Origin of the sequence: Mycetohabitans sp. B2, from assembly GCF_021733735.1 — a bacterium.
Lineage (GTDB): Bacteria > Pseudomonadota > Gammaproteobacteria > Burkholderiales > Burkholderiaceae > Mycetohabitans > Mycetohabitans rhizoxinica.
The window spans coordinates 99,883-125,734 of the sequence record NZ_JAHKSP010000016.1 but is presented as its reverse complement, the minus strand read 5'-3'; the positions used below and the strand labels follow the sequence as shown (position 1 = coordinate 125,734).

The 25,852-nt window shown below is 61.2% G+C and carries 22 protein-coding genes, 3 tRNA genes and 1 pseudogene; 7 read left to right on the top strand and 19 right to left on the bottom strand.

Going from position 1 to position 25,852, the window contains the following annotated elements:
- The first annotated feature begins 444 nt into the window (after window positions 1-444).
- Window positions 445-1,654 (top strand): annotated as a pseudogene (locus tag KPG66_RS03420) (IS3 family transposase).
- A 273-nt stretch (window positions 1,655-1,927) separates the two neighbouring features.
- Here KPG66_RS03420 and KPG66_RS03415 read toward each other — a convergent pair.
- The 4 genes from KPG66_RS03415 to KPG66_RS03400 form a co-directional block, all read right to left on the bottom strand.
- Window positions 1,928-2,680: a hypothetical protein gene (locus KPG66_RS03415; RefSeq protein ID WP_237070018.1), complete on the bottom strand. Its 753-nt coding sequence runs from the start codon at window positions 2,678-2,680 to the stop codon at window positions 1,928-1,930.
- Between the two features lie 605 nt (window positions 2,681-3,285).
- Window positions 3,286-3,456, bottom strand: coding sequence for a hypothetical protein (locus tag KPG66_RS03410; protein WP_237070017.1), 171 nt, complete (start codon window positions 3,454-3,456; stop codon window positions 3,286-3,288).
- Between the two features lie 738 nt (window positions 3,457-4,194).
- Window positions 4,195-4,959, bottom strand: coding sequence for a hypothetical protein (locus KPG66_RS03405; protein WP_237070016.1), 765 nt, complete (start codon window positions 4,957-4,959; stop codon window positions 4,195-4,197).
- Between the two features lie 207 nt (window positions 4,960-5,166).
- Complete coding sequence (locus KPG66_RS03400; protein ID WP_237070015.1) at window positions 5,167-6,231, bottom strand: glycosyltransferase family 4 protein; 1,065 nt, start codon at window positions 6,229-6,231, stop codon at window positions 5,167-5,169.
- 691 nt (window positions 6,232-6,922) lie between these two features.
- Here KPG66_RS03400 and KPG66_RS03395 point away from each other — a divergent pair.
- On the top strand, window positions 6,923-8,785 hold the full coding sequence (locus tag KPG66_RS03395) for an ABC transporter ATP-binding protein (protein WP_237070014.1): 1,863 nt from the start codon (window positions 6,923-6,925) through the stop codon (window positions 8,783-8,785).
- A gap of 133 nt (window positions 8,786-8,918) precedes the next feature.
- Here KPG66_RS03395 and otsA read toward each other — a convergent pair whose 3' ends face one another.
- Window positions 8,919-10,319: an alpha,alpha-trehalose-phosphate synthase (UDP-forming) gene (gene otsA / locus KPG66_RS03390; protein WP_237070013.1), complete on the bottom strand. Its 1,401-nt coding sequence runs from the start codon at window positions 10,317-10,319 to the stop codon at window positions 8,919-8,921.
- Window positions 10,320-10,353: 34 nt separating this feature from the next.
- Window positions 10,354-11,133 (bottom strand): trehalose-phosphatase, encoded by a 780-nt coding sequence (gene otsB, locus KPG66_RS03385; protein ID WP_237070012.1) that lies wholly within the window; start codon window positions 11,131-11,133, stop codon window positions 10,354-10,356.
- Between the two features lie 268 nt (window positions 11,134-11,401).
- Between otsB and KPG66_RS03380 the strand changes: the two genes are divergently transcribed.
- Window positions 11,402-12,031, top strand: coding sequence for an SCO family protein (locus KPG66_RS03380; RefSeq protein ID WP_237070011.1), 630 nt, complete (start codon window positions 11,402-11,404; stop codon window positions 12,029-12,031).
- A 58-nt stretch (window positions 12,032-12,089) separates the two neighbouring features.
- Here KPG66_RS03380 and KPG66_RS03375 read toward each other — a convergent pair whose 3' ends face one another.
- Window positions 12,090-12,509, bottom strand: coding sequence for a MarR family winged helix-turn-helix transcriptional regulator (locus tag KPG66_RS03375; RefSeq protein ID WP_237070010.1), 420 nt, complete (start codon window positions 12,507-12,509; stop codon window positions 12,090-12,092).
- 26 nt (window positions 12,510-12,535) lie between these two features.
- Complete coding sequence (locus KPG66_RS03370) at window positions 12,536-12,997, bottom strand: GNAT family N-acetyltransferase (RefSeq protein WP_237070009.1); 462 nt, start codon at window positions 12,995-12,997, stop codon at window positions 12,536-12,538.
- Between the two features lie 204 nt (window positions 12,998-13,201).
- On the opposite strand from KPG66_RS03370, the gene KPG66_RS03365 reads away from it, so the two are divergent.
- Window positions 13,202-13,432: a hypothetical protein gene (locus KPG66_RS03365; protein ID WP_237070008.1), complete on the top strand. Its 231-nt coding sequence runs from the start codon at window positions 13,202-13,204 to the stop codon at window positions 13,430-13,432.
- Here the strand turns inward: KPG66_RS03365 and KPG66_RS03360 are convergent.
- The 5 genes from KPG66_RS03360 to uvrC all read right to left on the bottom strand — a co-directional run bounded on the left by KPG66_RS03360 (window position 13,401) and on the right by uvrC (window position 16,821).
- Window positions 13,401-13,474, bottom strand: a tRNA-Cys gene (locus tag KPG66_RS03360). The two genes, KPG66_RS03365 and KPG66_RS03360, sit on opposite strands and share 32 nt — an antisense overlap.
- A gap of 8 nt (window positions 13,475-13,482) precedes the next feature.
- Window positions 13,483-13,558, bottom strand: a tRNA-Gly gene (locus tag KPG66_RS03355).
- Window positions 13,559-13,580: 22 nt separating this feature from the next.
- Window positions 13,581-13,656 (bottom strand) — tRNA-Gly (locus tag KPG66_RS03350).
- A gap of 135 nt (window positions 13,657-13,791) precedes the next feature.
- Window positions 13,792-14,379, bottom strand: a complete 588-nt coding sequence (pgsA, locus tag KPG66_RS03345; protein ID WP_237070007.1) for a CDP-diacylglycerol--glycerol-3-phosphate 3-phosphatidyltransferase — start codon at window positions 14,377-14,379, stop codon at window positions 13,792-13,794.
- Window positions 14,380-14,475: 96 nt separating this feature from the next.
- On the bottom strand, window positions 14,476-16,821 hold the full coding sequence (gene uvrC / locus KPG66_RS03340) for an excinuclease ABC subunit UvrC (protein WP_237070006.1): 2,346 nt from the start codon (window positions 16,819-16,821) through the stop codon (window positions 14,476-14,478).
- Window positions 16,822-16,924: 103 nt separating this feature from the next.
- Here uvrC and earP point away from each other — a divergent pair, with 103 nt between their 5' ends.
- From earP to KPG66_RS03325, 3 genes are all read left to right on the top strand, one after another.
- Complete coding sequence (gene earP / locus KPG66_RS03335) at window positions 16,925-18,136, top strand: elongation factor P maturation arginine rhamnosyltransferase EarP (RefSeq protein ID WP_237070005.1); 1,212 nt, start codon at window positions 16,925-16,927, stop codon at window positions 18,134-18,136.
- Window positions 18,137-18,233: 97 nt separating this feature from the next.
- Window positions 18,234-18,791 (top strand): elongation factor P, encoded by a 558-nt coding sequence (gene efp / locus KPG66_RS03330; protein WP_041753181.1) that lies wholly within the window; start codon window positions 18,234-18,236, stop codon window positions 18,789-18,791.
- A gap of 278 nt (window positions 18,792-19,069) precedes the next feature.
- Window positions 19,070-20,428: a sigma-54-dependent transcriptional regulator gene (locus KPG66_RS03325; protein WP_237070004.1), complete on the top strand. Its 1,359-nt coding sequence runs from the start codon at window positions 19,070-19,072 to the stop codon at window positions 20,426-20,428.
- Window positions 20,429-20,443: 15 nt separating this feature from the next.
- Here KPG66_RS03325 and nagZ read toward each other — a convergent pair whose 3' ends face one another.
- From nagZ to rnc, 6 genes are all read right to left on the bottom strand, one after another.
- A complete protein-coding gene (gene nagZ / locus KPG66_RS03320) occupies window positions 20,444-21,448 on the bottom strand; it encodes a beta-N-acetylhexosaminidase (protein ID WP_041754099.1) in 1,005 nt (334 codons plus the stop codon).
- Window positions 21,449-21,477: 29 nt separating this feature from the next.
- Window positions 21,478-21,969: a holo-ACP synthase gene (gene acpS, locus KPG66_RS03315; protein ID WP_232509329.1), complete on the bottom strand. Its 492-nt coding sequence runs from the start codon at window positions 21,967-21,969 to the stop codon at window positions 21,478-21,480.
- Window positions 21,966-22,730: a pyridoxine 5'-phosphate synthase gene (gene pdxJ, locus KPG66_RS03310; RefSeq protein ID WP_237070003.1), complete on the bottom strand. Its 765-nt coding sequence runs from the start codon at window positions 22,728-22,730 to the stop codon at window positions 21,966-21,968. Before pdxJ ends, acpS begins: the two co-directional genes overlap by 4 nt.
- The gene (gene recO, locus KPG66_RS03305) at window positions 22,727-23,653 is read right to left on the bottom strand and encodes a DNA repair protein RecO (RefSeq protein ID WP_237070002.1); all 927 of its coding nucleotides are present in this window, start codon (window positions 23,651-23,653) and stop codon (window positions 22,727-22,729) included. Before recO ends, pdxJ begins: the two co-directional genes overlap by 4 nt.
- The gene (era, locus tag KPG66_RS03300) at window positions 23,640-24,542 is read right to left on the bottom strand and encodes a GTPase Era (RefSeq protein WP_336886345.1); all 903 of its coding nucleotides are present in this window, start codon (window positions 24,540-24,542) and stop codon (window positions 23,640-23,642) included. Before era ends, recO begins: the two co-directional genes overlap by 14 nt.
- Window positions 24,543-24,665: 123 nt before the next feature.
- Entirely contained in the window at window positions 24,666-25,838 is a 1,173-nt protein-coding gene (gene rnc / locus KPG66_RS03295) for a ribonuclease III (protein WP_237070001.1), read from the bottom strand.
- Window positions 25,839-25,852 lie beyond the last annotated feature (14 nt).

Here is a 25,852-nt window from a genome sequence, read left to right as displayed (position 1 = left end):
CCTCTATTTAAATAAACATTGTTAATCCAAAAAAATTCCAAATGATCAAGGCAGAACTGAAATAGTTACGCTACAATCTCGACCTTCATCCCTTGGCAAACCATAGCGGTCTGATTTGTTTTTATCTAGTTCAGGCTATTATCATTCCTAATTCACCACAGCTTTTATTTAGTCAAAAAATTTCATTTTATTCCCCTGTCGAAAACATAACAAGGAGCGTTGTCAAATGCGCCATGATAATTGGCGGCTTAGTACTCATCGTATCTCAAAGCGGCTTTACATTGAATAGAATCCGACACGGGGTCAGCACGAGTTCAAGGATTGCAAATCAAGGCTCCACTATCATGAAGTGGAGCAGTCCCGTGAATCACCGGACACGGTCAGCCACTTAAACTACCGGGTAGGCATAAGACTGTGCTTGTGACTAACACTAGGCAGGAAGTGATGGAAGTGTTGAGGGGTCCGGAGCGGCGACGACGCTGGTCGGCGCAGCAGAAGCTGACAATGGTGCGGGAGAGTTTCGAGCCGGGAAAATCGGTCTCGATGGTCGCGCGCCAACACGGCGTGAATCCGAACCCGCTATTTCACTGGCGCAAACTGTATCATGACGGGAGCCTGTCGGCGGTTAAGGCTGGCGAGAAAATCGTACCGGCGTCGGAACTGGCCGACGCGCTCAAGCAGGTTTGGGAGCTGCAACGACTGCTTGGCAAGAAGAGCCTGGAGAACGAGATTTTGCGCGAGGCAGTTGAATACGGGCGAGCAAAAAAGTGGATTGCGCGTTCACCCTTGCTGCCGCAGGACGATCCGTGAAGCAGGTCTGCGAAGTTTTCGACGTGACGCGCTCCAATGTGGTAGCGAAACTATCGCGTCCGGCCCAGTGGCGGGATGCACGCCAGTCGCGATGGATGGACGATGGCGCTGTGGTCGAGGAAATCCGGCTGGTGGTAGCCGAGTTACCAGCTATGGCTACTGGCGCGTCTAGGGCATCCTGCGGCGTGAACGCAGTGGCACCGGCCTGGCACTGATCAACGCCAAGCGCGTGTACCGAGTCAAGCGTACGCACGCGTTGCTGATGCAACGAAGGCCGCAGCCACCTCGAGCGCAACGTCGCCACGATGGCAAGGTCGCAGTCGAACGCAGCAACCAACGCTGGTGTTCGGACGGCTTTGAGTTGCGCTGCGACAATGGCGAGGCGCTGCGCGTGACGTTCGCGCTGGATTGCTGCGACCGCGAAGCGATGAGCTGGGTGGCGACGACGGCTGGCTATAGCGGCGACGTGGTGCGTAATGTGATGCTGGCGGCCGTCGAGAACCGCTTCGACAACGCGCTGCAAGCACCCTCGGAGATCGAGTGGCTGCGCGATAACGGCTCCGGTTATACGGCCGACGAAACGCGCCGCTTCGCAACCGAAATCGGCCTGAAGCCGCAGACGACGCCGGTGTGCAGTGCGCAGAGTAACGGCATCGCTGAGAGCTTTGTGAAGACGATGAAGCACGATTACGTGGCCTTTATGCCAAAACCGGATGCGGCGACGGCCGTGCTCAATCTCGCCATTGCGTTCGAGCATGTCAACGAGAGGCATCCCCATAGCGCGCTGAAATATCGCTCACCACGCGAGTTTCGACTCACCATGGATTCATCAACTATAGTGTAAGGCCGTGTCTGGGACTATCGGGTCAACTCCAGGAAACTAAAATTTTGGGCAGCCAAGACGTTATCAAGCTTTGCGGGACGGCACCACATTGAAGCACAAACCGCAAAGCATCGACATTGGCCGTACTGGCTTCGTTCTACGGCAACTACGTTCGCTGCAAGTGCGCCATATCCGACGGATTGTATAGCTTTGTGTTAAGCGGCACACGTCGTGATGCCCTAGACGCACGACGGCATCTGCGCCGCAGCTATAGTCATTTGCTTCCGTTGTGGCTTACTTCCCTCCCGTAAACAACAGCGGGTGGGTTCGGTCCGCGCTCGTTGCGAGAGCGTTCAGATGGCCCGTCTCAGCCTCAATGACCACGCTGCCCGTCATCACTTGGCCAGACAGTGAGCAACTCGCAATCTGACCGTATCGAACCGTTATATCGTAGGCGTTGCCAGTTTTCTTAGGCGTGATTTCTCCAGCCGTTCGACAATCGTTAGGACCTGAAATTTCCACCGTGCCTTGCGGCGTTATGCTGACGTTCGCTTGACCTCGTTCCGATTCTCCGACGGCCAGGCCCGAATACACACCTGCCGCATTAGCAAGGGTTGGTGTGTCCTCATAGCGCGGATCATAGGTCACCGAAACCGGCATGGTTTGCCCCGTCTCGGAATAAGTAACTTGGCCGCTTAAGGATTGCTTAGCCCGATATGTACCGGAAAGTTGGCCGCGCACTGGTCCTAGACCATTGAAACTATAGCCGATGATGTCCGAAGCGAAAAGGTTACCGTTACTGCCTTCAACCGTTCCTCGTAACGCGTGAAATTCCTTCCCCTCTTTATCGAACGATATCGCATATAAAGACCCGTCATCAAAGATGGCGGTTGACAATATAGAGCCATCTGGCTCTGTATTGGTGTAAAACCCTTGGTAATCCGCTAATGGAGCACTACGGACCATATCGACTTCACCGCTCCCACAACCGTATTGAGTCAGCGCTACGGCTACAGCGACAGATAATGCTTTAATACGTTGAATCAACTAACAACTCCATCCATCTAAATTTACCATACTGCCTTTTAACATCTTTCACACTGCGATTGAATGAAAAGGCAATAAAATTCAGCATACCATACTAAACAGTCCATCTGATTAACTGAACCCATCTTTATGTCAGCGCCGTGCGCAGCTTTCACAAAACTAGATACGCCCATCACCAACTCCCCACCCGACATGCAAGCGCACGAGTACAATCGTTACAGGTCAAGGTGCTGTCATGATGAAGCGCTCCACCCAAAAACAGCAATATAGTTCACGCATGCGCACGCATCCGCAATGCCTTTATTCGTGTCAGTATCCCTACGGGTGAAACAGCACTCGGTAGCTAGACCGTAACTATGAATGCAAATAAAGTTTTCGCTGCACCCTGCCTAGCCCAGGCATGCGGTAGACATCTATCTCGGCCTATCCCTCAACTAGCTTCATACAAGCGCCTCCTTCGCATGACCTCGCCCTTGCGATACTAACGTGAAGCACGCGGTCACGTGCTCGCATTCCGATGTCAACTATGAAATTACGAAGCACTGCATGCCCAAGCGGACCTGCGCAAGTAAAGGGGAAGGGGCATGCTCCCATACCGTCCCGTCTCACAAAACTTTAATATCCGGCGTGGGCTGGATAAAAAAGAATCGTTGTTCTAGAAAAAGCAACAGCCCGAAGGTCGGATCGAATTTGTATTGCTGCAAAAATCCTACGGCACCCGTAATAAATACGGTGAGTTGTGCAGTGCAACCACCCGAATCCGGGTTACTCTCCAACAAAGGTTTTGCTATACCATAAACTTCCGAGTATCCAGGCGCGTCCCTGCGCGGAAAATCTGTTGTATTTCATATACGATAGGATCTCGCTGATCGCTAATTCCCGCTTAACATTGGATAACTGAGTTAGGACAATACCCCTCCTTTTGAGCACGTCGAAAACTCGATATAGTTGGTCTTCGTCGGCGCTATTGAGCAAGTTCAGCGCTTGCTGCCAAACCTGCCTTGATAGGCTGGCATCCATGAAAAAAGCACAATCCAGCAAGCCAGCTACCGCCTGCGTCCGCTGCGCTAACGGCACGCGTGCAAACCCTCGCTCCAGCACAGCTATTTCATCAGCATGTCAATGGCTAAGCAACGCAAGCAATCCTGAAAATAAACCGAGGAGTGCAGTGCTCCATGGTTCATCAGGCAATGCTATTGCCAAGTTGCGCATTTCCGCGTAGCACACAGACCGCTCGGATTCTGACACGCATTAGAACTGAGTCGAATAACACTATGCTGACCCGAGCGCCTGCAAAAGCGCATGCACCCCACAACGCTATTCGTCGCGCCGATGTTGGCTTTCTGCGACGAAACGGCCCAATAAGGTGTCGTACACGTGGCGATAAAGAATTTCAAACCGATCAAGGGCTTGCTTTAAAACCGTTCAAGGCTTGCGAGCTTGCTAAGTTATCAGACGAAAGGGGCTCAAACGGCATGATCCGCAGTTCCACCCAATTCGTTGGCAGACAGGGATCAGGCAGCGCTGAGCGACGCAAGCGCCCTCTCCAAAGCGCGACTAGCGGCAAAATCCGCGTCATTTTTGAGCACCACGTGCATCACCCGTTGCCGGTTGTGGCCGGCCGCCGCCGGCGAATTCCACAATAGCTGGGCACACGGCTGCGCGGCACGAACCCACCGCCGCCACGCACGGATCGGCGCACCTTCGTTGACCAAGCGCAGCGACAGCTCTCGGCCGTCATACTGGCCAACCTTGCGGCTCTCGACCCACACGACGGTGGTCCGCGTGACGAGATCGATGGACACCGCATAGCGACCAATCGCAAACCGCCGCGCCGCGAAATTCGATCGCCACAGCGGCCGCGGCCGGCAAATCCAAATCACAGCGACATATAGCCAAGGCAATACGGCCAACCAGCCATTGCTGTTTGCCACGGCATGCAGCGTCGCCTTGGGTTCGGCCGCGGCAACGAACGACCCGATTGACCATGCGGCGAACAGAAAACAGACAAGCGCAAAGCAACGCAAAGCCTGCCTCAACCATTGGGGTAGCGGATGAAATGGCCGTTCCACGCGCGCCTGTGCCCCGGGCAGCGCAACCAGCAGGAACAGCAGAATGATGTTCAGGCATGCCCACGGCGACGACGCGACGCCATTCAGCATCGACACGAAGCCCATCTGCGACATCGACTGCACCCAGCGTGCAAGCAACGCCAGACCGATCGCTCGCAGCGCGAAAATCGTCGCGGCACCTGGCACAGTATGGCGGTTCGGTCGCATTGCCCTCGGCAAGTCCCTCGGCAATTTATTCTCCTGTTTGTCGCACAGCCGCCCTGCAGGCCGCCGCAATCGCCCCAGCGGCACATTATAAGGACTCTTACGGAGCAATGCGGCAATCGCCGCGCAAACAAAAACGCCCACGGCATCGAACACCGTGGGCATTGGAGGAATGCAGCAGGCTCGTCGAACCGGCTTGATGCAGTTTGCTTAGCCGGCGGCGACTTCGCGCAGCACGGTACGACGGCTGCGGCGCAGCAATGCCTTGTACGCATCGACGTAGCGTTGCGCCATCACCTTCGACGTAAAACGGGCCTCGAATGCCGCTCGTACGCCGGCGCGCGGCAGCGTATGCAGCCGATTCACCGCAGCCACCGCGCTCAGTTCATCCTCGACGACAAAGCCCGACACACCGTTCTCGATGACCTCCGGCACGGAGCCGCGCTTGAACGCGATCACGGGCGTGCCGCAAGCCATTGCCTCGATCATGACTAAGCCGAACGGCTCCGGCCAGTCAATCGGGAACAACAACGCATGCGCGCCCGACAGAAACTCGGCCTTCTCGGCTTCCGAGATCTCGCCGATGTACTCGACGTGCGGCAGCGACATCAGCGGCTTGATCTGTTCCTCGTAATAGGCACGATCGGCCTTGTCGAGCTTCGCGGCGATCTTGATCTTCATGCCGCACTGCTGTGCGATCCGGATCGCGGTATCTACGCGCTTTTCCGGCGAAATACGTCCCAGGAAGGCCAGATAGCTCGGCTCGATATCGGTGCGGGGCGTCAGCAGATCGATGGGCAGGCCATGATGTACGGTCGAGAGCCAATTGGCCTGCGGCAACGGATTGCGCTGGTTGTCGGAGATCGACACGACCGGCACGTCGTTGAACACGTTGAAGATCGGCTGCAGCTCAGGCAAGTCGAGCCGGCCGTGCAATGTCGTCAAATGCGGCACCGGCTGGCGCGAAAACAGCGGGAACGGATAGTAGTCGATATGGAAATGCAGTACATCGAACGCTTCCGAGCGTCGGCGCACCTGCTCGAGCAGCAACATGTGCGGCGCCATCGTGTCGCGGATCGACGGATCCAGTCGCAATGCCTGCGGCCATACCGCATCGAGCTTGGCCGACGTTTGCGAATCCCCGCTGGCAAACAGCGTCACATCATGTCCGAGTTCGACCAGCGCTTCAGTGAGATAGGACACGACGCGCTCGGTCCCACCGTACAGCTTTGGAGGAACAGCCTCGTGCAGCGGCGCGATTTGAGCGATTCGCATGTCGGTAAACTCCTAAAAAAGTCAGGCGAAGTGGCTACTTCGTTTTAATACGGCTCAGGCCCCCCGGCTTGCCACCCGGGCCGCCGCGCCTGCGCCATCGGCGCGAGCGCGGCGGCCGGTTTTGCCGCACCGGCACGGTGCGGTTGTACAGTCTCTCGGTCTAATCCGTCTGCCGCGCTCAATGCCATCGTCTTCCGACGGTGGGCAAGCCATAAACGCTCAAGACGTCAAGCCGTTGACTGTTCGGCAAAACTATCTAGGGGCTGACCAGGACTCGATTATCGATGCCGCATAGCACAAATCCTTACCTGCCTTTCAAAGTCTTTACCTTGTTACAGTATTGATACACTTTGCTAAGCCTTGTTTTAAAAGGCTGTTTTAGATTGTTTGCAGGGCTGGCCACGCGGGCCGGGCGTTGGGCTGCGCGATTTAACGCAACGCAACACGACGCGACGCGCTGGCAGTCAGCGCAGGCTGACTTGTCATTGTATCTTAAAATACAGTCACCTACGGACATGAAATGTCGCTTGCTGGCCACGCCCGATCGGCTGCCGTTGGGGTCCACCACCATACGTGCCCTGGCCTGCCGATTCGCACGTCGCCCGACTGAACCGTTCCCGGCGCGTTTACAATCCCGTCTTTGGCAGCTCGCCTGCCAGGGTCACCACTGTTCGAGGCCACCGCACTCGCCATGGCAAACACCGATTCGACGCTTTACCCCGACCAGAATGAGCGCCTGACGGCGGCCGAACGCAATGCGCGCAATACGCGGCTGGCGAGCTACGCCCATCGTCCGCTGTCGTTCCTGTTTCGCTACATTCGGCGTCATCCGGTCGCGCACGCCACCGTATTGGCAAGCGTATTCGCGGCAGTCGGCTGCGCGCTTGCATCACAGTATGCGATCAAGCATTTAATCGACGTGCTCAGTCACGGCCGCCATCACCCGCTCGAGCTATGGGGCGCGTTCGGGCTGCTGGTCGGCCTGATTGCCGCTGACAACCTGCTATGGCGGGTCGGCGGCTGGATCGCCGCGCATACGTTCGTGGTCGTCACAGGCGATTTGCGCAAGGACTTGTTCCGCTACCTGAGCGGCCATTCGCCGACCTATTTCGCCGAAAAGCAGCCTGGGATGCTAGCCAGTCGCATCACTGCCACGTCCAACGCGGTCTACACGGCCGAGAACATGATGGCGTGGAATGTGTTGCCACCTTGTATCGCCGTGTGCGGCGCGATCGTGATGATTTTCGCGGTCAACCCCCTGATGGCTAGCACACTGCTGGTGGCCTCCGCCATTCTGGCGATCGTGCTGTTCAAGCTGGCCCGGCGCGGCAGCGCGCATCACCAGGCCTTCGCGACGCGCGCCGCGTCAGTGGACGGCGAGCTGGTCGACGTGATCGGCAACATGGCGCTGGTACGTGCCTTCGGCATGACGCTGCGCGAGCAGCGGCGCTTCGGCATGACCGTGCACGCCGAGATGACCGCACGCCAGCAAAGCCTGCTGTACCTGGAGAAGCTGCGGCTGTTGCACGCGGTGATCACTGCACTGCTCTCGGCCGGGCTGCTCGGTTGGACGCTGTGGCTATGGACACGTGGGCAGGCAACCTCCGGCGACATCGTGCTGGTGAGTTCGCTGGGCTTCACGATCCTGCACGGCACGCGGGACCTCGCGGTCGCGCTGGTGGATGTCACGCAGCATGTGGCAAGGCTGTCCGAAGCCGTGCAGACGCTGCTCGAGCCGCATGACATGCCCGACCGCAACGACGCTACCGAGCTGAGCACGAATGGGGGGTGCGTCGATTTCGAGCAGGTCACGTTCGCATATCCACGACGCCGCCCGATTCTCGATCATTTCGAATTGCATATCGAACCGGGTCAGCGGGTTGGGCTGGTGGGCAAGTCCGGCGCCGGCAAGTCCACCGTACTGGCGCTGCTGCAGCGCTTTTACGAGCCGCAGGGCGGCGTGATCCGGATCGACGGACAGGACATCTCACGCATCACGCAGGACAGCCTGCGCAGCGCCATCGCGCTGGTGCCGCAGGATATTTCGCTGTTCCATCGAACCGTGTATGAGAATATCGCCTATGGCCGGCCCGAGGCGTCCCGCGAGGAAGTGCTCGCCGCCGCGCGCGAAGCCCGCTGCACGGACTTCATCGAGACCATGCCAGACGGGTTCGAGACGATCGTTGGCGACCGTGGCGTCAAGCTCTCTGGCGGACAGCGCCAACGCATCGCGATCGCTCGCGCCATTTTGAAGGACGCCCCGATCCTGCTGCTGGACGAAGCAACGTCCGCACTGGACAGCGCATCCGAGGAAGCGATCCAGCAGGCGCTGGACCGGCTGATGCGGGGCCGCACCGTGGTGGCGATCGCGCACCGGCTCTCGACGCTGCAGAACTTCGACCGAATCATCGTGATGAGCGCGGGCAAGGTCATCGACGATGGCACGCCGGACGAGCTGAAGAATCGGCCCGGCCCGTATCGCGACTTGCTGACAAAGCAATTGGGACGCGCTGCAGCCCATGACCACGAACCGAGACTCGTCGAGCACGCTTAACGAGACTGGCGCGTCCCTGGCCACAAGGTTAGCGCGTCTCTGGCGGGGCTCGGCCCGCGCAGTCGCCCCACCGCTGCGTGTGGGCGTCGCTGCGTATACGTCGCTGCCGCCCTCTTCGACGGCGTGCTTGCTGTCAGCCTGTGGCCGGCGCCAGCAAGCGCAGGTCGCCGAGGAAGTGATCGCGCCATACAGATACGTTATTCTCACGCAACTGCGTCATCATATCCGCGTGACGCTGCCGCCGCTCAAACAGCGGCATGCTCAGCGCGCGATCTAGGGCGTCGGCCATGCCCGCGAGGTCGGCGGGATTGACAATCAACGCGCCGTGCAGTTCCTGCGCGGCGCCAGCGAAGCGTGACAGCACCAAAACGCCCGGATCGTCGGGATCCTGCGCGGACACATACTCCTTGGCCACCAGATTCATGCCGTCGCGCAGCGGTGTCACGTAGCCGACATCGGATATCCGGAACAACGCAGCCAGCACCTGTCGCTCGTACTGCCGGTGAATGTAGCGGATCGGCGCCCAATCCAACTCGGCAAAACGTCCGTTGATCCGGCCCGCCTCCGCCTCGAGCTGCAGCCGGATGTCCTGGTACGCATTCATGTCAGCGCGGGTCGGTGGCGCGATCTGCACGAACGACACCTTGTTGCGGCGCGCAGGCGTCGCCTCAAGCAGCTTCTCGAACGCACGGAACCGCTCCACCAGCCCTTTCGAATAGTCTAGCCGGTCCACGGCCATGATCAGTTGTCGCTCGTGCAGCGTTGCCTTCAGATTGCGCACGTAGCTAGCGCTCTCGCCGACCGCAGCCAATTGCGCAATCTCGTCCGGATAAATGCCGATCGGATAGGCGCCGGCGCGCAGCGTGCGATCATACGCTCGCACGCTGCATACCCTGGCGTCAATACGACGTTCGACCTGCCCATGTGCCTCATGCTCGATGTAATCGACGAAGGCACGCAGATCCCCTTCTGTCTGGAAGCCGACCAAATCGAAGCAACACAGCGCCCGCATCAGTTCCTCATGCGGCGGGACGGTCAACAGCAACTGCGCGGGCGGAAACGGAATATGAAGAAAAAAGCCGATACGGTTCGCCACGTGCCGAGCACGCAGCGCCTCGGCAAACGGAATCAGATGATAGTCGTGGACCCAGATCACATCATCGGGCCGGATCAGCGGCACCAACTGGTCCGCCAGCCATCGATTGACCCGGCGGTAACCGTCAAACTCCTGCCGCTCAAAATGGGCAAGGTCGCAGCGATAGTGGAATGTCGGCCATAGCACCGCGTTCGAAAAGCCGCGATAGTATTGCTCGTAGTCGCACCGGGACAACGCGATCGTCGCAAAGGTCACCGGGCCACGCTCCTCGAGCTTGATCGGCTCGATCGGGCCGGACTGCGTGTCGCCACTCCAGCCGAACCACATGCCGCCGGTCTCTTTTAGCGCGTCATAGACGCCGATCGCCAATCCGCCGGCGGCGGGCCCTCCCTCGGAAATCGGCGCAACCCGGTTTGAAACGATGATCAACCGGCTCATGCGGCACCGTACAAGTCACTGTACATCTGGCGGTTCATGCGCGCGGCGGCCGCGCGCCAATCAGCGTCGCGAGCCAATCGCGGAATGCGGCGACCGAAGGGACCCTGGCGCCGGCCCGCGTATCGCCGTCACCAATCTTGATCGACACGCCGCCGCGCGCATTGACCACGTCGAAGCCCTTTTCGTCCGTCAGGTCATCGCCCGCAAAAACCGGCACGCGACCCGCGAACGGCGGCTCGTCGAGGAATGCCGCGATCGCCCGCCCTTTGTCGACGTGCTTCGGCTTGATTTCGTACACCATCTTGCCGGGCTGCAGCACATACGCATCGCTGTATTCAACGCACAACCGCTCGGTCTCGCGTCGTGCCACCGGCTCTCGATCCGGCGCATTCCGATAGTGCAGCGCAAGCGCCGCGCCCTTGATCTCGAGCAACATGCCGGGATTATTACCGACCACACGCTCGAGCTCCCGTTCGATGCGCGCGAGTCGTGGATCGTTGAACCCCACGCGCAACACGCCGCCATTCGCATCGCGCCGCTCCGCGCCATGCAACCCCGCGATGGGCAGGTTTGCCAGCGCGTCCGACGCGAGCAGCATGTCAATGCTGTCGATGCCGCGACCGGACACCACCGCAAGCGCGCCGTGCGATGCTTGCCGCAACCCGCCTAGCAACTGGATGAGCACCGGTTCGACAACCACACGATCCGGCGCCCCCGCCAGTTCCACCAGCGTGCCATCGAAATCGAAGAAAAATGCTGCTTCAAGCGGGTTGACGTGAGGCAGTGCGGCAAATGAATCGGATAAGCGTTGCATCGAATGGATAGTCTGGATCAAAGAGACAGCGGCGCAGGACGATGCCCCATCGACGGGCATCACGCACGTTGCCGCATCGTCCGCCTTATTGTCGTGGCATCTTACCGCAACGGCAACGCGCGGCATATTGCCCCACCGCCGTGCATGGGTCGCCGTGCGCAACGAAATGCGCTAAAGTACCCCATTCGGTGGATGCGTCGATACGCTCCGCGCCAAGTCCCTACCCGTGTTCCGTTTGCCGATGTCCATCCCGTTGCCCCGATCGCGTATGCGCATTCCGCGCGCGCCCCGCCGCCAATCGGTGCTGCGCCACACCGTGCTCGCCGCGTGCGTCGGCCTATTGGTGACATTGTCAGCGTGCACGCGGGATAACGGCCAATGGAAACTGACCAACGTCTCCGGCCACCTGCCGGATCTTGGCTTCTCGCTGCAGGCCGACAACGGGCAGACTGTGTCCGGCGCGTCGTTCGCCGGCAAAACCACGCTAGTCTTCTTTGGCTATACGCATTGCCCGGATGTATGCCCGGAGACCATGGCCCGGCTGATGCAAGTTGTCGAGCAATTGGGCGACGACGCCCGCGACGTGCGCATTCTGTTTATTTCGGTCGATCCCCACCGGGACACGCCGCAGACATTGCATACCTACGTGCAGGCGTTCGATCCACAGCACGTGGTCGGCCTGAGCGGCTCCGAAAAACAGATCGCTAATTTGGCGCGACGCTATCGCGTCGCGTACCAGGCCGAGAAACCCGACGGCAACGGAAGCTACGAGGTCACGCACAGCTCAGCGGTCTATGTGTTCGATCGTACCGGCCGCGCGCGCCTGCTCGCTACCGCATCCGACTCCGCCAACATGATCACCGACGACTTGAAACACCTGATCAAGCAAACGTCCTGACGCCGCTGCATCGCCGAGCTGTGCACGCGCGATGCACGTCGCATCGCGCGAGGCTGGTTCAGTAATCGAGATCGGGTACTTTGAACATGCCGCGTAGCGCCTTAAGTTCCGCGCGATGCAGCGACGCAAGATGACCCAGCACGTGCTCGCCTTTCTTCAAAAGATGCACCTGGACCTGTCGCCGGTCCACTTCGCTTTGCACGCGCTTGACCAATTCCAACGCCTCGCAGCGCGTGACCAGCGCCACCACGCCATGCGGCTGGGCTTGCAGCCGTTCAGCCAACTCACCGATGGTCGCCCATTCGCGCCCCGGGAAACCCTTGACATGCAACAGCAGCAGGTATTGCAACGGCGTGATGCCTTCACTTTGCGCAGCGTTTTCCGAAAAACGTTGGAACCGCCGCATTTGGTAGCGGAACTCGGACAACGTTTCAAAATCCTGCTTGGTCAGGATAGCGCTTGTAGTAGCGTTCTTCATCTTGTTGGCGCGAAGGCGGTCATCAGTCACGGACGACGCATCCAGACATGCGCAATGCCATCGTCATCATGCTCGTCGGAGATCGGCTCGAATCCGAACCCGTGGTAGAAGCGCTGCAAGTGCGCCTGCGCGTGCAGCCGCACCGCCGTGTTTGGCCAGCGCGAGCCGATATGGTCGAGCGCCTGGGCCATCAACGCGCGGCCTAGCCCATCGCCGCGATGGCGCGGCGAAGTCAGCACACGACCGATGACGCGATCGGCGCGCTCATCGTGCTGTGCGGCGGACAGCACCCGGAGATAGCCCGCGCACGGACGGCCCGGCAAGCGCGTATCGCGCGCAAACAGATGCCACGCCTGCCAATCAAGTTGATCGATATCGCGATAAATGCACCGTTGCTCGACGACGAAAACCTCACTGCGCACGTCCAACATGTCGTAGACGTCAGCCGCGCTCAACTCGGCGAAGTGCCGGAAACTCCATTCGATCATTTCATCCGTTTATTCCAGCGTGCACGGGTTACACAGGGCCTTAAAGGTAGACGTGCGCCATCGTGGCACGCCGGTACGCCGACGTCATGCAGGTGGCACGAGCGCTACCATTGTCGCATGATGCCTGCGCATGTACGCGTGAGCATCATGCGCTGCCCGTCGCCAACTGCCTGCCATATCGGTCGCCGTATTGGGGAAGCCGCCGTGCACGAGGTGAACGCCAACGACGTCATTGCACTAGCCGCGGCAATACACGGCGCCGACGCGGTCGTCCGCAGCGCACGCTTTTCGACGTTGAAGGCCGCTGCACTGCTGGCAACACTGAAGACAGCAAGCGTCAAGCGACTGGTCGTCGTAGGGGGCGTGGCGCAAACAAAAAACCCCCTAAAAATAGGGGGTTGTCTGGAGGCGCGAGCCGGAGTCGAACCGGCCTAAACGGCTTTGCAGGCCGCTGCATAACCGCTTTGCTATCGCGCCATGGCACCTGGAGCGGGAGACGAGTCTCGAACTCGCGACCTCAACCTTGGCAAGGTTGCGCTCTACCAACTGAGCTACTCCCGCAAGCATGAGCTACTATGCGTCGTGGAGCGGGAGACGAGTCTCGAACTCGCGACCTCAACCTTGGCAAGGTTGCGCTCTACCAACTGAGCTACTCCCGCACGATGCTGTCGCCGTTCACGCGTTGGCGTGTTCAGCGAAGTTCGAGATTATGCTGAAAGCGACGCACAGTGTCAAGGACCGAGGCCGATAAAAAATCCGGGCCATCGCAGAAATGCCCGTTCCGCTCCAACCCATCATGCGGCCCGATCGCGGATCTGCGGCCAGGCCAGCTTCATGTAATAGAACATCGACCAGATCGTCAGCACGGCCGCCAAGTAGATCAGCCACTCGCCCACGACGCGCGTATTGATCGCGAACTGCCCCGGCACGCCAATTGGCGCATAGTACAGCAGCATTGGAATCGCGATCATTTGGCACGCGGTCTTGAACTTGCCTAGCGAATTGACGGCGACGCTCTTAGATGCGCCGATCTGCGCCATCCATTCACGCAGCGCGGAAATCGTGATCTCACGGCCCACGATCACCAGCGCAATGGCCGAATCGAGCCGCATCAAGTGCACCAGCACCAGTAACGCAGCGGTCACCATCAGTTTGTCCGCAACCGGATCAAGAAAGGCACCAAATGCCGAGGTTTGGTTGAGCTTGCGCGCGAGAAATCCATCGAACCAATCGGTCAACGCCGCCAGGATGAAGATGGCCGCAGCCGCTTCGTTCTTGTCCTGCGCGTTCAGCATCGTGTCCGGCAGATAGTACACGCCAACAATCAACGGGATCAGCACGATCCGTAGCCACGTCAGGAAAATCGGTAAATTAAAAGGCATCGAAACGAATGGGCGATGAAAGGTTGCGCAGGATTGTCATTGTGCCGCGTGATCCGGCGCGTCACAAGCAAGCGGCCCGCGCGCCGGCCGCCATGCTCAATGCAATTGACGGTAAATCTGCTCGGCCAGCGTACGCGACACGCCTTCGACACTGGCCAATTCGTCGATGCTAGCGGACATCACGCCGCGCAACCCGCCAAAGCGCGCGAGCAATCGCTGCCGTCGCTTCGCTCCAACCCCCTCAAGCTCCTCCAGGCGCGAACTGTGCCGCGCCTTGGCGCGCTTGGCCCGCATCCCAGTGATGGCAAAGCGATGCGCCTCGTCGCGAATCTGCGCGACCAGCATCAGCGCAGCGCTCTCCTTGCCCAACTCGAGCGGCGCCCGCCCGTCCGCGAAGACCAAAGTCTCAAGACCGACCTTGCGACCCTCACCTTTCGCGACCCCGACCAGTATGCCGGCATCCAGTCCCAGTTCCGTGAAAACCTGACGGGCGATCTCGACCTGCCCCTTGCCGCCGTCGATCAGCACAATATGCGGCAGCACGCCAGCACCCGCGACCGCACCCGCCTGCGCCGCGGGCTGCGCGTCGCGGGCGGGTGCGGCGTCGCGAGCCGGTGGTTGCACGTCGGCCGGCAAAGTCGATGATGCGCCGGCCAACTGCGATACGACCTTTTCATAGCGCCGCGTGAGCACCTGCCGCATAGCGGCGTAGTCATCACCCGGCGTGATCCCCGTGATGTTGTAGCGTCGGTACTCGGCGGACTGCATCTTATGATGGTGATAGACGACACAGGAGGCCTGGGTCGCCTCGCCCATCGTGTGCGAGATGTCAAAGCACTCGATGCGCAATGATGACAGGTCCTCCAGGTCAATTGACAACACCTGGGCAAGCGCGCGCGTACGGGCCTGCTGGGAACCCTGCTCGGACAGCAGCCGGGCGAGCGCGAGTCGTGCATTCTGCTCGGCCATCGATAGCCATGCCCGCTTCTGGCCTTGCGGCTGGCGGATCAGCGAGACCTTGTGCCCGCACTGCTGCGCTAGCACGTCAACCAACTCACGCGTGGCCGGCGCATGGCTGACGATGATTACGGGCGGCACCGGATGGCCAATATAGTGCTGTGCGATAAACGCGTCCAGCACCTCTGCCTCGATGCCATCCCGCGCCGCCTTCCGTGTGCTACGGTCCGCCGCCAGGACATCGGCTGCCGCAGTGCTGGCTGCCGGGATGGCGGCTGTCGTCACTTCCAACCCATCGCCGGCCTCGGATCCACCATCCACCTCGGATCCATTGCCCAACTCGGATCCAGCGCTCGCCTCGGATCCACCGCCCGCCTTGGACCCATTGCCCACCTTCGATTCGTTGCCCGCCTCGGACCCGTCACCGGCTTCCGGCACCTCGGCAACTTCCGAGCCGTCTTCGGCATCGTGCCCAGCGGCGGTTGTCGGCGCCTTACCCACCGACAACCTATCGGCGACGCACGCCGTCTGCATAGCTTCCTCGACGCTGAGTTCGTGCGGCGCGGCCAGCGCGGTCTCGACGTGGGATGGGAAATAAGCCTTGTCGCCGAGATGGCGTCCGCCACGTACCATGGCCAGGTTCACGCACACGCGCCCTCCTTGCGCGACCACCGCCAGGATGTCGGCATCGCCGCTGCCACGCTCGGCGCCGACCTCGATCGCCTGCTGGTGCAGCACCTTGGACAGCGAACTCATCTGGTTGCGTACCGCGGCCGCCTGCTCGAATTTCAACTCGGCCGCGTAACCATGCATCTTGTCCTCCAGTTCGTTCATCACCTCACGCTGACGCCCCTGCAGAAAGCGCGCCGCGTTCGTCACGTCGCGCGCATAGTCTTCGTCACTGATTGCGCCGACACAAGGCGCAGTGCACCGGCCGATCTGATGCAGCAGGCAGGGGCGGGTACGGTTGCTAAAGACTGAGTCCTCGCAGGTTCGCAATTGGAATACGCGCTGCAGGATCTGGATGCTCTCGCGCACCGCCCAGGAACTCGGGAATGGGCCAAAATACTGGTTGTTCTTGTCGACCGCGCCACGGTAGTACGCCATGCGCGGGAAGCGATGCCCAGTGAGCTTCAAGTACGGGTACGACTTGTCGTCGCGAAACAGAATGTTGTAGCGCGGCGTCAATGCCTTGATCAGATTGTTCTCCAGCAGCAGTGCCTCTGCTTCGGAGCGGGTCACCGTGGTTTCGATGCGCGCGATGCGCTGGACCATCAACGCGATACGCGGCGACACTAGCGTCCTGGTGAAATAGCTCGATACACGCTTTTTCAAGTCGCGCGCCTTGCCCACGTACAGCACGGCGCCTTGTGCGTCGTAGTAGCGATACACGCCGGGCAGGTGCGGCAACTGTGCAATGACACTTTTAGGGTTGAAACCTGTATCGGGCTCGGCAACGGACACAGGGGCAGACGGTTCAGTCATGTAGCCAATACCGGGTCAGTCCCGTGAGCTGCACGGAATCTGTGCTCTAAAATAAACAGTTTAGATCATTCGTCAAGCGGCCTGCGCGTCGCGCACGCATCCCATGTCCTCCTGCCCCGACCTGCTCGTCGGCGCGCGTGCGCCACTCACGTGCGACATTTTCTGCACGGTAATCGACAATTTCGGCGACGCCGGCGTCTGCTGGCGGCTGGCCCGGCAGTTGGCGAATGAATACGGCTGGCAGGTGCGTCTATTCATCGACGAGTTGGCCACGCTCGCGCGTCTGGCGCCTGGGCTGGATGCCGAGCGTGAGCGGCAAGTGCTGGCCGGCGTCGCCATCGAGCACTGGCATGAGCCCCAGTTCGCTGAACCTGGCGCGGCGGTACTAAACATCGCCGATGTCGTCATCGAGGCATTCGCCTGTGATCTGCCGGCGTCATACGTTGCTGCGATGGCGCAACGCTCGTCGCGGGTAGTTTGGATCAACCTTGAATACCTGTCATCGGAAGACTGGGTGGCAAACTTTCACTTGCGCGCGTCGCCCCATCCCCGCCATGCGCTGGCCAAGACGTTCTTCTTCCCCGGCCTCGGCGCCCACACCGGCGGAGTGCTTTGCGAGCAAGACCTGGACGCGCAGCGCCGCGCATTCGTTGAATCGGCGGCCGAACGTGCAGGCTGGTGGACGGCGCTCGGGCTGCCGCAGCCCGATCCGGCCGCCACGGTCGTATCGCTGTTCTCCTACGAGAATCCCGCCCTCGACGCGCTGCTCGAGCAATGGCGCGATGCGACGGATCCGTTGGTGCTATTGGTTCCACAGGGACGGATCTCCAGCTCCGTAGCGCGATTCTTCGGTCATCCTGCAGGAGCGCGCGCATTCGCGGCGGGCACCAGCGCGAGCGCAGGCGCGCTGAGCGCGCATGCGTTGCCATTCACCGACCAACGCAGCTACGATCGACTGTTGTGGAGCGCCGATATCAACTTCGTGCGTGGCGAGGATTCGTTCGTGCGCGCGCAGTGGGCACGCAAGCCGTTCGTCTGGCACATCTATCCACAGGCGGATGATGCGCATCTGCCGAAGCTGGACGCGGCCCTCGCGCATATCGGCTCGGCGCTGGAGCCGCGCGCGCGCGACGCATTGACGCGTTTCTGGCACGCATGGAACGGCAATTCAACGCATGGCATGCCCGATTGGCAGGATTTCATCCAGCACCGGGAAGCGTTCGCGGCACGCGCGCACGCATGGGCGGACGAGCTAGCCGCCGTTGGTGATCTAGCCGGGCATCTGGCCGCATTTGCCCAAAATACGTTAAAATAGTGGGTTTTCAAGAGCTTAGGCTCGCCTGCCGGACTGCCCAATGCGGGGGCGTGCCGTCAGCCATTCGCCATACCCATTTATCGGACAGGACAGTGTTATGAAGACCGCTCAAGAACTGCGTACGGGCAACGTCATAATGATCGGCAACGATCCCATGGTCGTGCAAAAGACCGAGTACAATAAGTCGGGCCGCAACGCCGCGGTCGTCAAGCTGAAGCTGAAGAACCTGCTGACCGGCGCGGGCAACGAGTCGGTGTACAAGGCCGATGACAAGTTCGACGTGGTCGTGCTCGACCGCAAGGAAGTCACCTATTCGTACTTCGCTGATCCGATGTATGTCTTCATGGATGCGGACTACAATCAGTACGAGGTCGAAAGCGAGATGATGGGCGATGCGTTGCACTATCTCGAGGATGGCATGACGTGTGAAGTGGTGTTCTACAACGACAAGGCGATCTCAGTCGAGTTGCCGACCACGCTGGTGCGCGAAATCGTCTATACGGAACCTGCGGTCAAGGGCGATACGTCGTCCGGTAAGGTACTCAAGAATGCCAAGCTGGCTACCGGCTTTGAATTGCAAGTGCCGCTATTTTGCAACATCGGCGACAAGATCGAGATTGACACGCGTACACACGAGTACCGCAGCCGCGCGTAACAACGCGCCGAATATTCCCCATGCCGCAACGCAAGCGCTCCAACTGGAGCGCTTTTTGTTTACGGGGGCCAATGCTACGCGACGCGACACTGCTGCGCAGCGGTGGAAGAATTTACGCGCCAAACGGGAAAAATTTGCCGCTTCGGGGTCGTACGCGAGTCACCCTGTTACAGCAACGCATTGATTGGTAAAGTGCTACGAATTGGCACGAAGCATGCTCACCCCGAACCGCCACCGCAGCGCTCAAAAATTCGCCGCAGATCATACCTCTTCGCGCTATGCCACACGCCCTGATCGTTGAAGACGACCCTAACAGCCTGTCGGGATTGTCGGCCATCCTGAGTACTGATGGCTTTTCCGTCGACACGGCAGCCACGCTCGTAGAAGCGCGCGCCGCGTTGCAGCGGTTTATTCCCGATGTGGTGCTGGTCGACTTAAACCTGCCTGACGGCAGTGGGCTAGACGTGCTGCACTCGCTGCCGTCTCAGCCGGACGGCGCGACGCCGGTCATCGTAATGACCGGTAACGCGACGGTAGAAAGCGCGATCGAAGGGCTACGCCACGGCATTTGGGATTACCTACTCAAACCAGTCAATATCCCGCGATTGCGCAGCCTGCTGGCGCGCATTCCGCGCCCATACGAGCTTACCGAGGAAGTCCAAAACCTGCGTGCGGCATTGCGGCGGGTCGGCCGCTTCGGCTCAATGATTGGCCGCGGTGCGGCGATGCAACAGGTCTATGACACGATCGAGCGTATCGCGCCGACAGAGGCAGCGGTGCTGATCGTCGGCGAGCCGGGAACAGGCAAGGAGATTGCCGCGCGAACGCTGCACGAGATGAGCCGTCGCAAGAAAAGCCCGCTGGTGAAGCTGGACGGCGCGGCGGCCAGTCACGCAGGCGCTGAGCCGTGGGAAAGCATGCTATTCGGTCACCAGCGCGGCGCATTCGATGGGGCGGAGACGAACGAAGCCGGCGTGCTGGAACAAGCGGCCGGTGGCACGCTGTTCATCGACCGTGTCGATCTGCTGCCCGCCGCGCAGCAGGAAGCACTCGCACGAGCGCTGGGCGTGCGCACGTTCCGCCGGATGGGCGGCACCACCGATCTGAGCGCCGACTTCCGGGTGGTGGCGGCCACCGTCGAATCGCCGCAGCAGGCGCTGGCCCGCGGCACGCTGCGCGCCGACCTGCTGCAACGGCTGAACGTTGCGCCGTTGATATTGCCGCCGCTGCGCGAGCGCGGCGAGGACATCGAACTGTTGGCCACTTATTTCGTCGACGTGCTGAACCAACGCCACGAGTCGGTCAAGCGGCTCAGCCCGCTCTGCGTGCGCGAGCTGTTCCAATACGAGTGGCCGGGCAACGTGCGTGAATTGCGCGACGTGATCGAGCGTGCACATCAGGCGTCCGAGGACATGATCGAAAGCTTGTCGCCGAACAACGAAGGCGGTCGCACTGGCCGTTCGCTATCGAGCAACCAGGTGCAGATCGCGGTCGGCACACCGCTTGCCGATGTCGAGGAGATGTTGATCCGCGCCACGCTCGATGCGGTGGGCGGCACCCGGCATCGGGCGGCGACGCTGCTCGGCATCAGCCCCAAGACGCTGTACAACAAGCTTCAGCGAATGAAGGTGACCTAAGCCGGCCCACCCCGTTCACCGCAGGCTGTCGATCAGCTCGCGCGCTTGGCAATAGTCGGGTTGGCGCATCAGCTCGCTCCACTTCGGCGCGCCGCCGCGGGGTGCGAGCCGCTTGATGCGACGCCGGGACGCCGTATCGATGACGCGCGCGCGCAGGCGCTGCAGCACATCGTCGGCGTCTTCGGGACGATTGCACACGAGCACCATGTCGCATCCGGCATCGAGCGCCGCGTGCGCGGCCTCGGCGGTGGTCCCGGCCTGGCGCGCCGCCTCCATCGACAAATCGTCGCTGAAAATCACGCCATTGAACCCAAGCCTGCCGCGCAGGATCTGCTGCAGCCACACGCCCGAGAAGCCGGCCGGCCGGGCATCGACGGCCGGATAGACGACGTGGGCCGGCATCACCGCGGCCAGCGACAGCCCAAGCCATTGATACGGCTGCGCATCGCAGCCGAGAATCTCGTCGAGCGCGCGGGTATCGACAGGCGCCTCGACATGCGAATCCGCCTCCACGTAGCCGTGCCCCGGAAAGTGCTTGCCGCAGGCTGCCATTCCGGCCAGCGCCAAGCCATGTGCGACGCTTTTGGCCAACAGCGCGACGACGCGCGGATCCGCGTGGAACGCGCGATCGCCGATCGCCTTCGCGTGCCCGTAGTCGAGGTCAAGCACCGGTGCAAAGCTCAAGTCGAGGCCGCTCGCGCGCAACTCCGATGCCATCACATAGCCGATCGCCGTGGCCACTCGAATCGCCGCGAGTGCATCGTCGTTCCATAACGCGCCCAGGACGCGCATCGGCGGCAGCGACGTGAACCCATCCTCCCGGAAACGCTGCACGCGCCCGCCCTCTTGGTCCACCGCAATGATCACGTCGTCGCGCACATCGCGGATTGCGCCGGTCAGCTCGAGCAGTTGCGCGCGGCTTGCATAATTGCGGGCGAACAAAATCACGCCGCCGGTCAGCGGATCGGCGATCCGGCGGACATCGTCACGACTCAACGAAGTGCCGGCGACATCGAACATCACCGGACCATATTGGCACTTGCGATTGTTCAACTCGGGTTCCTGAGGTCGGTTGCGTGCCGCTCCATCGGCCCGGCATCGGGGCCCTCCATGGACGCGCCGACTTCGGCAATGACGAACGACACCGCATAATCGCGTTCGTCGCTGACGGATACGCGTGCGCTAAGTCCGCGCTCGGCCATCCACCGGGCCAGCTCGCCCGACGCGACGAGCACCGGCTTGCCGCTCTTCTCGTTGAGCGTCTGCACCGCGCGCCACGTCATTGGCCAATGCATACCGAGCCCGATCGCTTTGGAGAACGCCTCCTTCGCGCTGAAGCGCGTGGCCAAGAACGCCACGCCGCGCACGTGCGAGCGTGCCGCGCGCACGCGATAGACCGCCAGTTCCTGCGGACCGAGGATTTTCTCGGCAAAGCGGCCACCGGTACGCTCCATCACGGCGGCGATGCGACTGACTTGCACGATGTCCGTGCCGATCCCATAGACGGCGCGGGGCACCATCGGCGCGGCTGCGGTGCTCATGCGCGCATGCCCACGCGCGACGCAACGATGATCGCCTTCATCTCCCGCACGGCGTTGTCCCATCCCGCAAAAATGGCATGCGCAACGATGGCATGGCCGATGTTCAACTCGGCAATGCCATCGAGCGCGGCAATGCGCTGCACGTTGGTATAGTGCAGGCCGTGACCGGCATTGACTTTCAGGCCCAGCGACAGCCCCAAGTCAACACCCGCGGCAATCCGCTCGAATTCCTGTGACTGCCGAGCGTCATCATCCGCGTCAGCGTAGCGTCCAGTATGTAGCTCAATCACCGGCGCGCCGCTTTCGTGGGCCGCCCGAATCTGCTCCGGCTCGGCGTCGATAAACAGCGATACGCGCGTGCCCGCATCGGCCAGTTGCCGGCTCGCCGCCTTGACTGCGTCGAAGTGTGTAACCACGTCCAATCCGCCTTCGGTGGTCAGCTCGGCGCGCTTTTCCGGTACCAGGCAAACGTCGTGTGGGCGCACGTCACAGGCGATGTCGAGCATTTCCTGCGTCAACGCGCACTCCAGGTTCATTCGAGTCTTGAGCAACGGCCGCAACGCGCGCACGTCGGCATCGACGATATGGCGGCGGTCCTCGCGCAGATGCAGCGTGATCGCGTCGGCGCCGGCAGCCTCAGCTTGCAGCGCCGCGCGCAGCGGGTCAGGATACGCCGTACCACGCACGTTGCGTAACGTAGCGACATGGTCGATGTTGACACCCAACTCGATGACAGGCGTTGGCGACGAGAAGATGTTCATAGGTTTTGCAAGTCGATCAGGATCTGGCGCGTCGCAAGCGGCGCGCCGCCAAGATAAGTATTCAGCAAAAAACGCATCAGGGTCTTGCTCTGCGCGACGGTCTGCGCACGCGAATAATCGTCGCGCTCCATGTCAAGCAACGTTTGCCCGGCGATGACCGGCCCGCGCAACGCGTGCGCGTCAGACTCGAGCATCTCGACGTCGCATACGCCCCGCTCGGGGTCGAACACATACGAGCGCCCGGCCACAACATTCTGCCTCGCCACGGTCCGATCGAGCGACATGGCATAGCCGGTCTCACGCAGTAAGACGCGCTCGAACGAGCGCAATACCTGCACCGCCGGTTCATCATGCGCGAGCCGCGTCAACGTCAGCAAGTAATGGTCGAACAACGCGGTATGCGGATCTTCCCGTGCACAGAATCTGACGAGCAACTCGTTGACGTAAAAGCCACATAGCAGTGCATCGCCGGCGAGCGGACGCATCCCGCCGACCCATTCAGCCCGGGTCAAGGTCCGCATTTCGGACTTGCCGGTCCATGACAGCGCGAGCGGCTGAAACGTCTGCAGCACGCCGCGCAGCGCCGAATGCGGCCGCTTTGCCCCCTTTGCGACGAGCGCGAGACGGCCGTGCATGCGCGTGAACACGTCGATGATCAGGCTCGTCTCGCGATACGGGTAAGTGTGCAACACGAAGCCCGGCTGCTCGGCGATACGGTGGCCCGAGCGCGGCGCGGTGGCGCGGCGACGGGTCGGCGCGGTGTCATCTGGCGCGGACCGCGCAGCATCGCCCGACGCACCTGACGCACCTGACGCACTTGACGCGCCCGGCGGCGCACCATCGGGCGCCAGCCCGGGTGCCACGCCGGCATCGAGTTGCCCGGCCTCCTCTGGTTGACCCGGCCAGACGTCACTCGTACCCATAGGCGCGCAATCCCGCCTCGTTGTCCGCCCAGCCGCTCTTGATCTTCACAAACGTCTCCAGATAAACTCGACCATCGAAGAGCTGTTCCATGTCGAGGCGCGCCTCGGTGCTGATCTGCTTCAGCTTCGCGCCCTTCTGCCCGATAATCATCGCCTTGTGACTGTCACGATCGACGAGGATCGTTGCAAAAATCCGCCGCAGTCGGCCTTCCTGCTCGAACTTGTCGATCAGTACCGTACTCGTGTAGGGCAACTCGTCTCCGGTCCAGCGGAAGACTTTCTCCCGCAGGATCTCGGCCGCCAAGAATCGCTCGCTGCGGTCGGTCAACTCGTCCTCGCCATAGATCGGCTCACCGAGCGGCAACGACGGCCGCAAGATCTTCAACAGCCGCGTGATGTCGTCCGGCTGCTTCGCGCTCATCGGCACGACGTCACAGAACGCGCGCAGTGCCGCTGTGCTTTTCAAAAATGGCAGCAGCGCGCTCTTGTCCGAAAGCTTGTCGATCTTGTTCGCTAACAGCACCGTCGGCACCGACGGCGGGATCAATTCCAGCACCCGCTGGTCGTCGGGCCCATAACGGCCAGCCTCGACCACGAACAGCACGACGTCCACCGAGGTCAGCGTCGAGGTGACCGCGCGGTTCAACGAGCGGTTCAGCGCCGAGCCGTGCCGGGTCTGGAAGCCGGGCGTGTCGACAAAGATGAATTGCGCATCGTCCAGCGTGCGGATACCCGTGATCCGGTGCCGCGTGGTTTGCGCCTTGCGTGACGTGATGCTGACCTTTTGCCCGACGAGGGCGTTCATCAACGTCGACTTGCCGACATTGGGTCGCCCGACGATCGCGATCATGCCGCAACGGAAACCGGTTTGTTCAAGAGTTGAATTCATGGCAAGCGGACCTGCAGAAAATATCGCTGACGTGGGCGCGTAGCGCCCGACCTCGGCTGTCGGGTTCAAAGGGTAAAGCGCGGGCAGGCCATGCTGCGACAGGCCACATTAGCGCAGTCGCGCTCACGCGCCGGCATCGGCCTTGCGCGGCGTCGGATGAGGCGCCGTATCGCGACGCTCATCGAGCGCCTGTCTGGACCCGGCCGGCACATCGGCCACCACCACGGTGGTGGCGGCAATCGCTGCCGCTGCCTTGGCCAATGGCGCATCGACCGCTGTGGCCGCGGCGGCCCCCTTGTCGGCCTGGCGTGGCGCCCGCTCGACCGAATGGTCGGCATGCGCGGCACGCATCATCGCGACGGCGCTCGGCACGCCATTTGACGACGGCGCGCTGCTCACGCGTTCATGGTCATTGCCTCCCCGCTCCATCGGCTGCATCGCCCGCTCGGCGGGATGCGCGGCGCGCTCGGCGCGGCCCACCAGCCGCTCGGTCTTGCGGTCCAATGCGGGGCGTAAATCCAGTGCACCCTGCACCCCGGTGCTATGCGACGGTGTGTCCCCGGATTCGCGCTTGGCGGCGCGTGCCGCACTCTTCGATCGCTTCGGCTTGCCGAGCAGCTGCGGCGCCACCGCCATCACTTCTTCGAGCGCCTTTTTTGCGGCAGCCTGCTCGGCGGCGCGCCGACTGGCGCCGGTGCCGAACACCTTGACCTCGAGCTTCGGCACCGTGCACTCGACCTCGAACTGCTGATTGTGGGCGGCGCCCGTGGTCGCGATCACCGCGTAGCTCGGCAATGCGATCTTGTGCCCTTGCAGATACTCCTGCAACAATGTCTTGGCATCCTTGCCCAGCGTACGCGGATCAATATGATCCAAGATAGGGACATATAAACGCTTGATCACCGTTTGCGCCGCGTCGAACCCTCCATCCAGGAAGATCGCGCCGAGCACCGCCTCAAACGTGTCGGCCAGGATCGATGGCCGCCGGAAGCCGCCGCTGCGCAACTCCCCCTCACCGAGCCGCAGCGCCTCTGCGATATTCAGCGCCTGAGCAATTTCGTACAGCGACTGTTGCTTGACAAGATTCGCCCGCACGCGAGACAAGTCGCCTTCGTCAAGCTTGCCAAAACGTTGGAACAAAAGGGCGGCCACCACGCAGTTGAGGACTGAATCGCCAAGGAATTCGAGCCGCTCGTTATGCGTGGCACTGTGGCTTCGGTGGGTCATCGCCTGCCGCAACAATTCCGCATTGCGAAATTCGTAGTGCAGCCGGCTTTCCAGCGGTGACAAAGGCATGGATAGAAGTATAA

Excerpts from the sequence above, each read along its gene's own strand:
- KPG66_RS03405 (WP_237070016.1), bottom strand. The coding sequence starts at position 4,959 with ATGCGACCGAACCGCCATACTGTGCCAGGTGCCGCGACGATTTTCGCG.
- KPG66_RS03400 (WP_237070015.1), bottom strand. The coding sequence starts at position 6,231 with ATGCGAATCGCTCAAATCGCGCCGCTGCACGAGGCTGTTCCTCCAAAG.
- KPG66_RS03395 (WP_237070014.1), top strand. The coding sequence starts at position 6,923 with ATGGCAAACACCGATTCGACGCTTTACCCCGACCAGAATGAGCGCCTG.
- otsA (WP_237070013.1), bottom strand. The coding sequence starts at position 10,319 with ATGAGCCGGTTGATCATCGTTTCAAACCGGGTTGCGCCGATTTCCGAG.
- otsB (WP_237070012.1), bottom strand. The coding sequence starts at position 11,133 with ATGCAACGCTTATCCGATTCATTTGCCGCACTGCCTCACGTCAACCCG.
- KPG66_RS03380 (WP_237070011.1), top strand. The coding sequence starts at position 11,402 with ATGCGCATTCCGCGCGCGCCCCGCCGCCAATCGGTGCTGCGCCACACC.
- KPG66_RS03375 (WP_237070010.1), bottom strand. The coding sequence starts at position 12,509 with ATGAAGAACGCTACTACAAGCGCTATCCTGACCAAGCAGGATTTTGAA.
- KPG66_RS03370 (WP_237070009.1), bottom strand. The coding sequence starts at position 12,997 with ATGATCGAATGGAGTTTCCGGCACTTCGCCGAGTTGAGCGCGGCTGAC.
- pgsA (WP_237070007.1), bottom strand. The coding sequence starts at position 14,379 with ATGCCTTTTAATTTACCGATTTTCCTGACGTGGCTACGGATCGTGCTG.
- uvrC (WP_237070006.1), bottom strand. The coding sequence starts at position 16,821 with ATGACTGAACCGTCTGCCCCTGTGTCCGTTGCCGAGCCCGATACAGGT.
- earP (WP_237070005.1), top strand. The coding sequence starts at position 16,925 with ATGTCCTCCTGCCCCGACCTGCTCGTCGGCGCGCGTGCGCCACTCACG.
- efp (WP_041753181.1), top strand. The coding sequence starts at position 18,234 with ATGAAGACCGCTCAAGAACTGCGTACGGGCAACGTCATAATGATCGGC.
- KPG66_RS03325 (WP_237070004.1), top strand. The coding sequence starts at position 19,070 with ATGCCACACGCCCTGATCGTTGAAGACGACCCTAACAGCCTGTCGGGA.
- nagZ (WP_041754099.1), bottom strand. The coding sequence starts at position 21,448 with ATGTTCGATGTCGCCGGCACTTCGTTGAGTCGTGACGATGTCCGCCGG.
- acpS (WP_232509329.1), bottom strand. The coding sequence starts at position 21,969 with ATGAGCACCGCAGCCGCGCCGATGGTGCCCCGCGCCGTCTATGGGATC.
- pdxJ (WP_237070003.1), bottom strand. The coding sequence starts at position 22,730 with ATGAACATCTTCTCGTCGCCAACGCCTGTCATCGAGTTGGGTGTCAAC.
- recO (WP_237070002.1), bottom strand. The coding sequence starts at position 23,653 with ATGGGTACGAGTGACGTCTGGCCGGGTCAACCAGAGGAGGCCGGGCAA.
- era (WP_336886345.1), bottom strand. The coding sequence starts at position 24,542 with ATGAATTCAACTCTTGAACAAACCGGTTTCCGTTGCGGCATGATCGCG.
- rnc (WP_237070001.1), bottom strand. The coding sequence starts at position 25,838 with ATGCCTTTGTCACCGCTGGAAAGCCGGCTGCACTACGAATTTCGCAAT.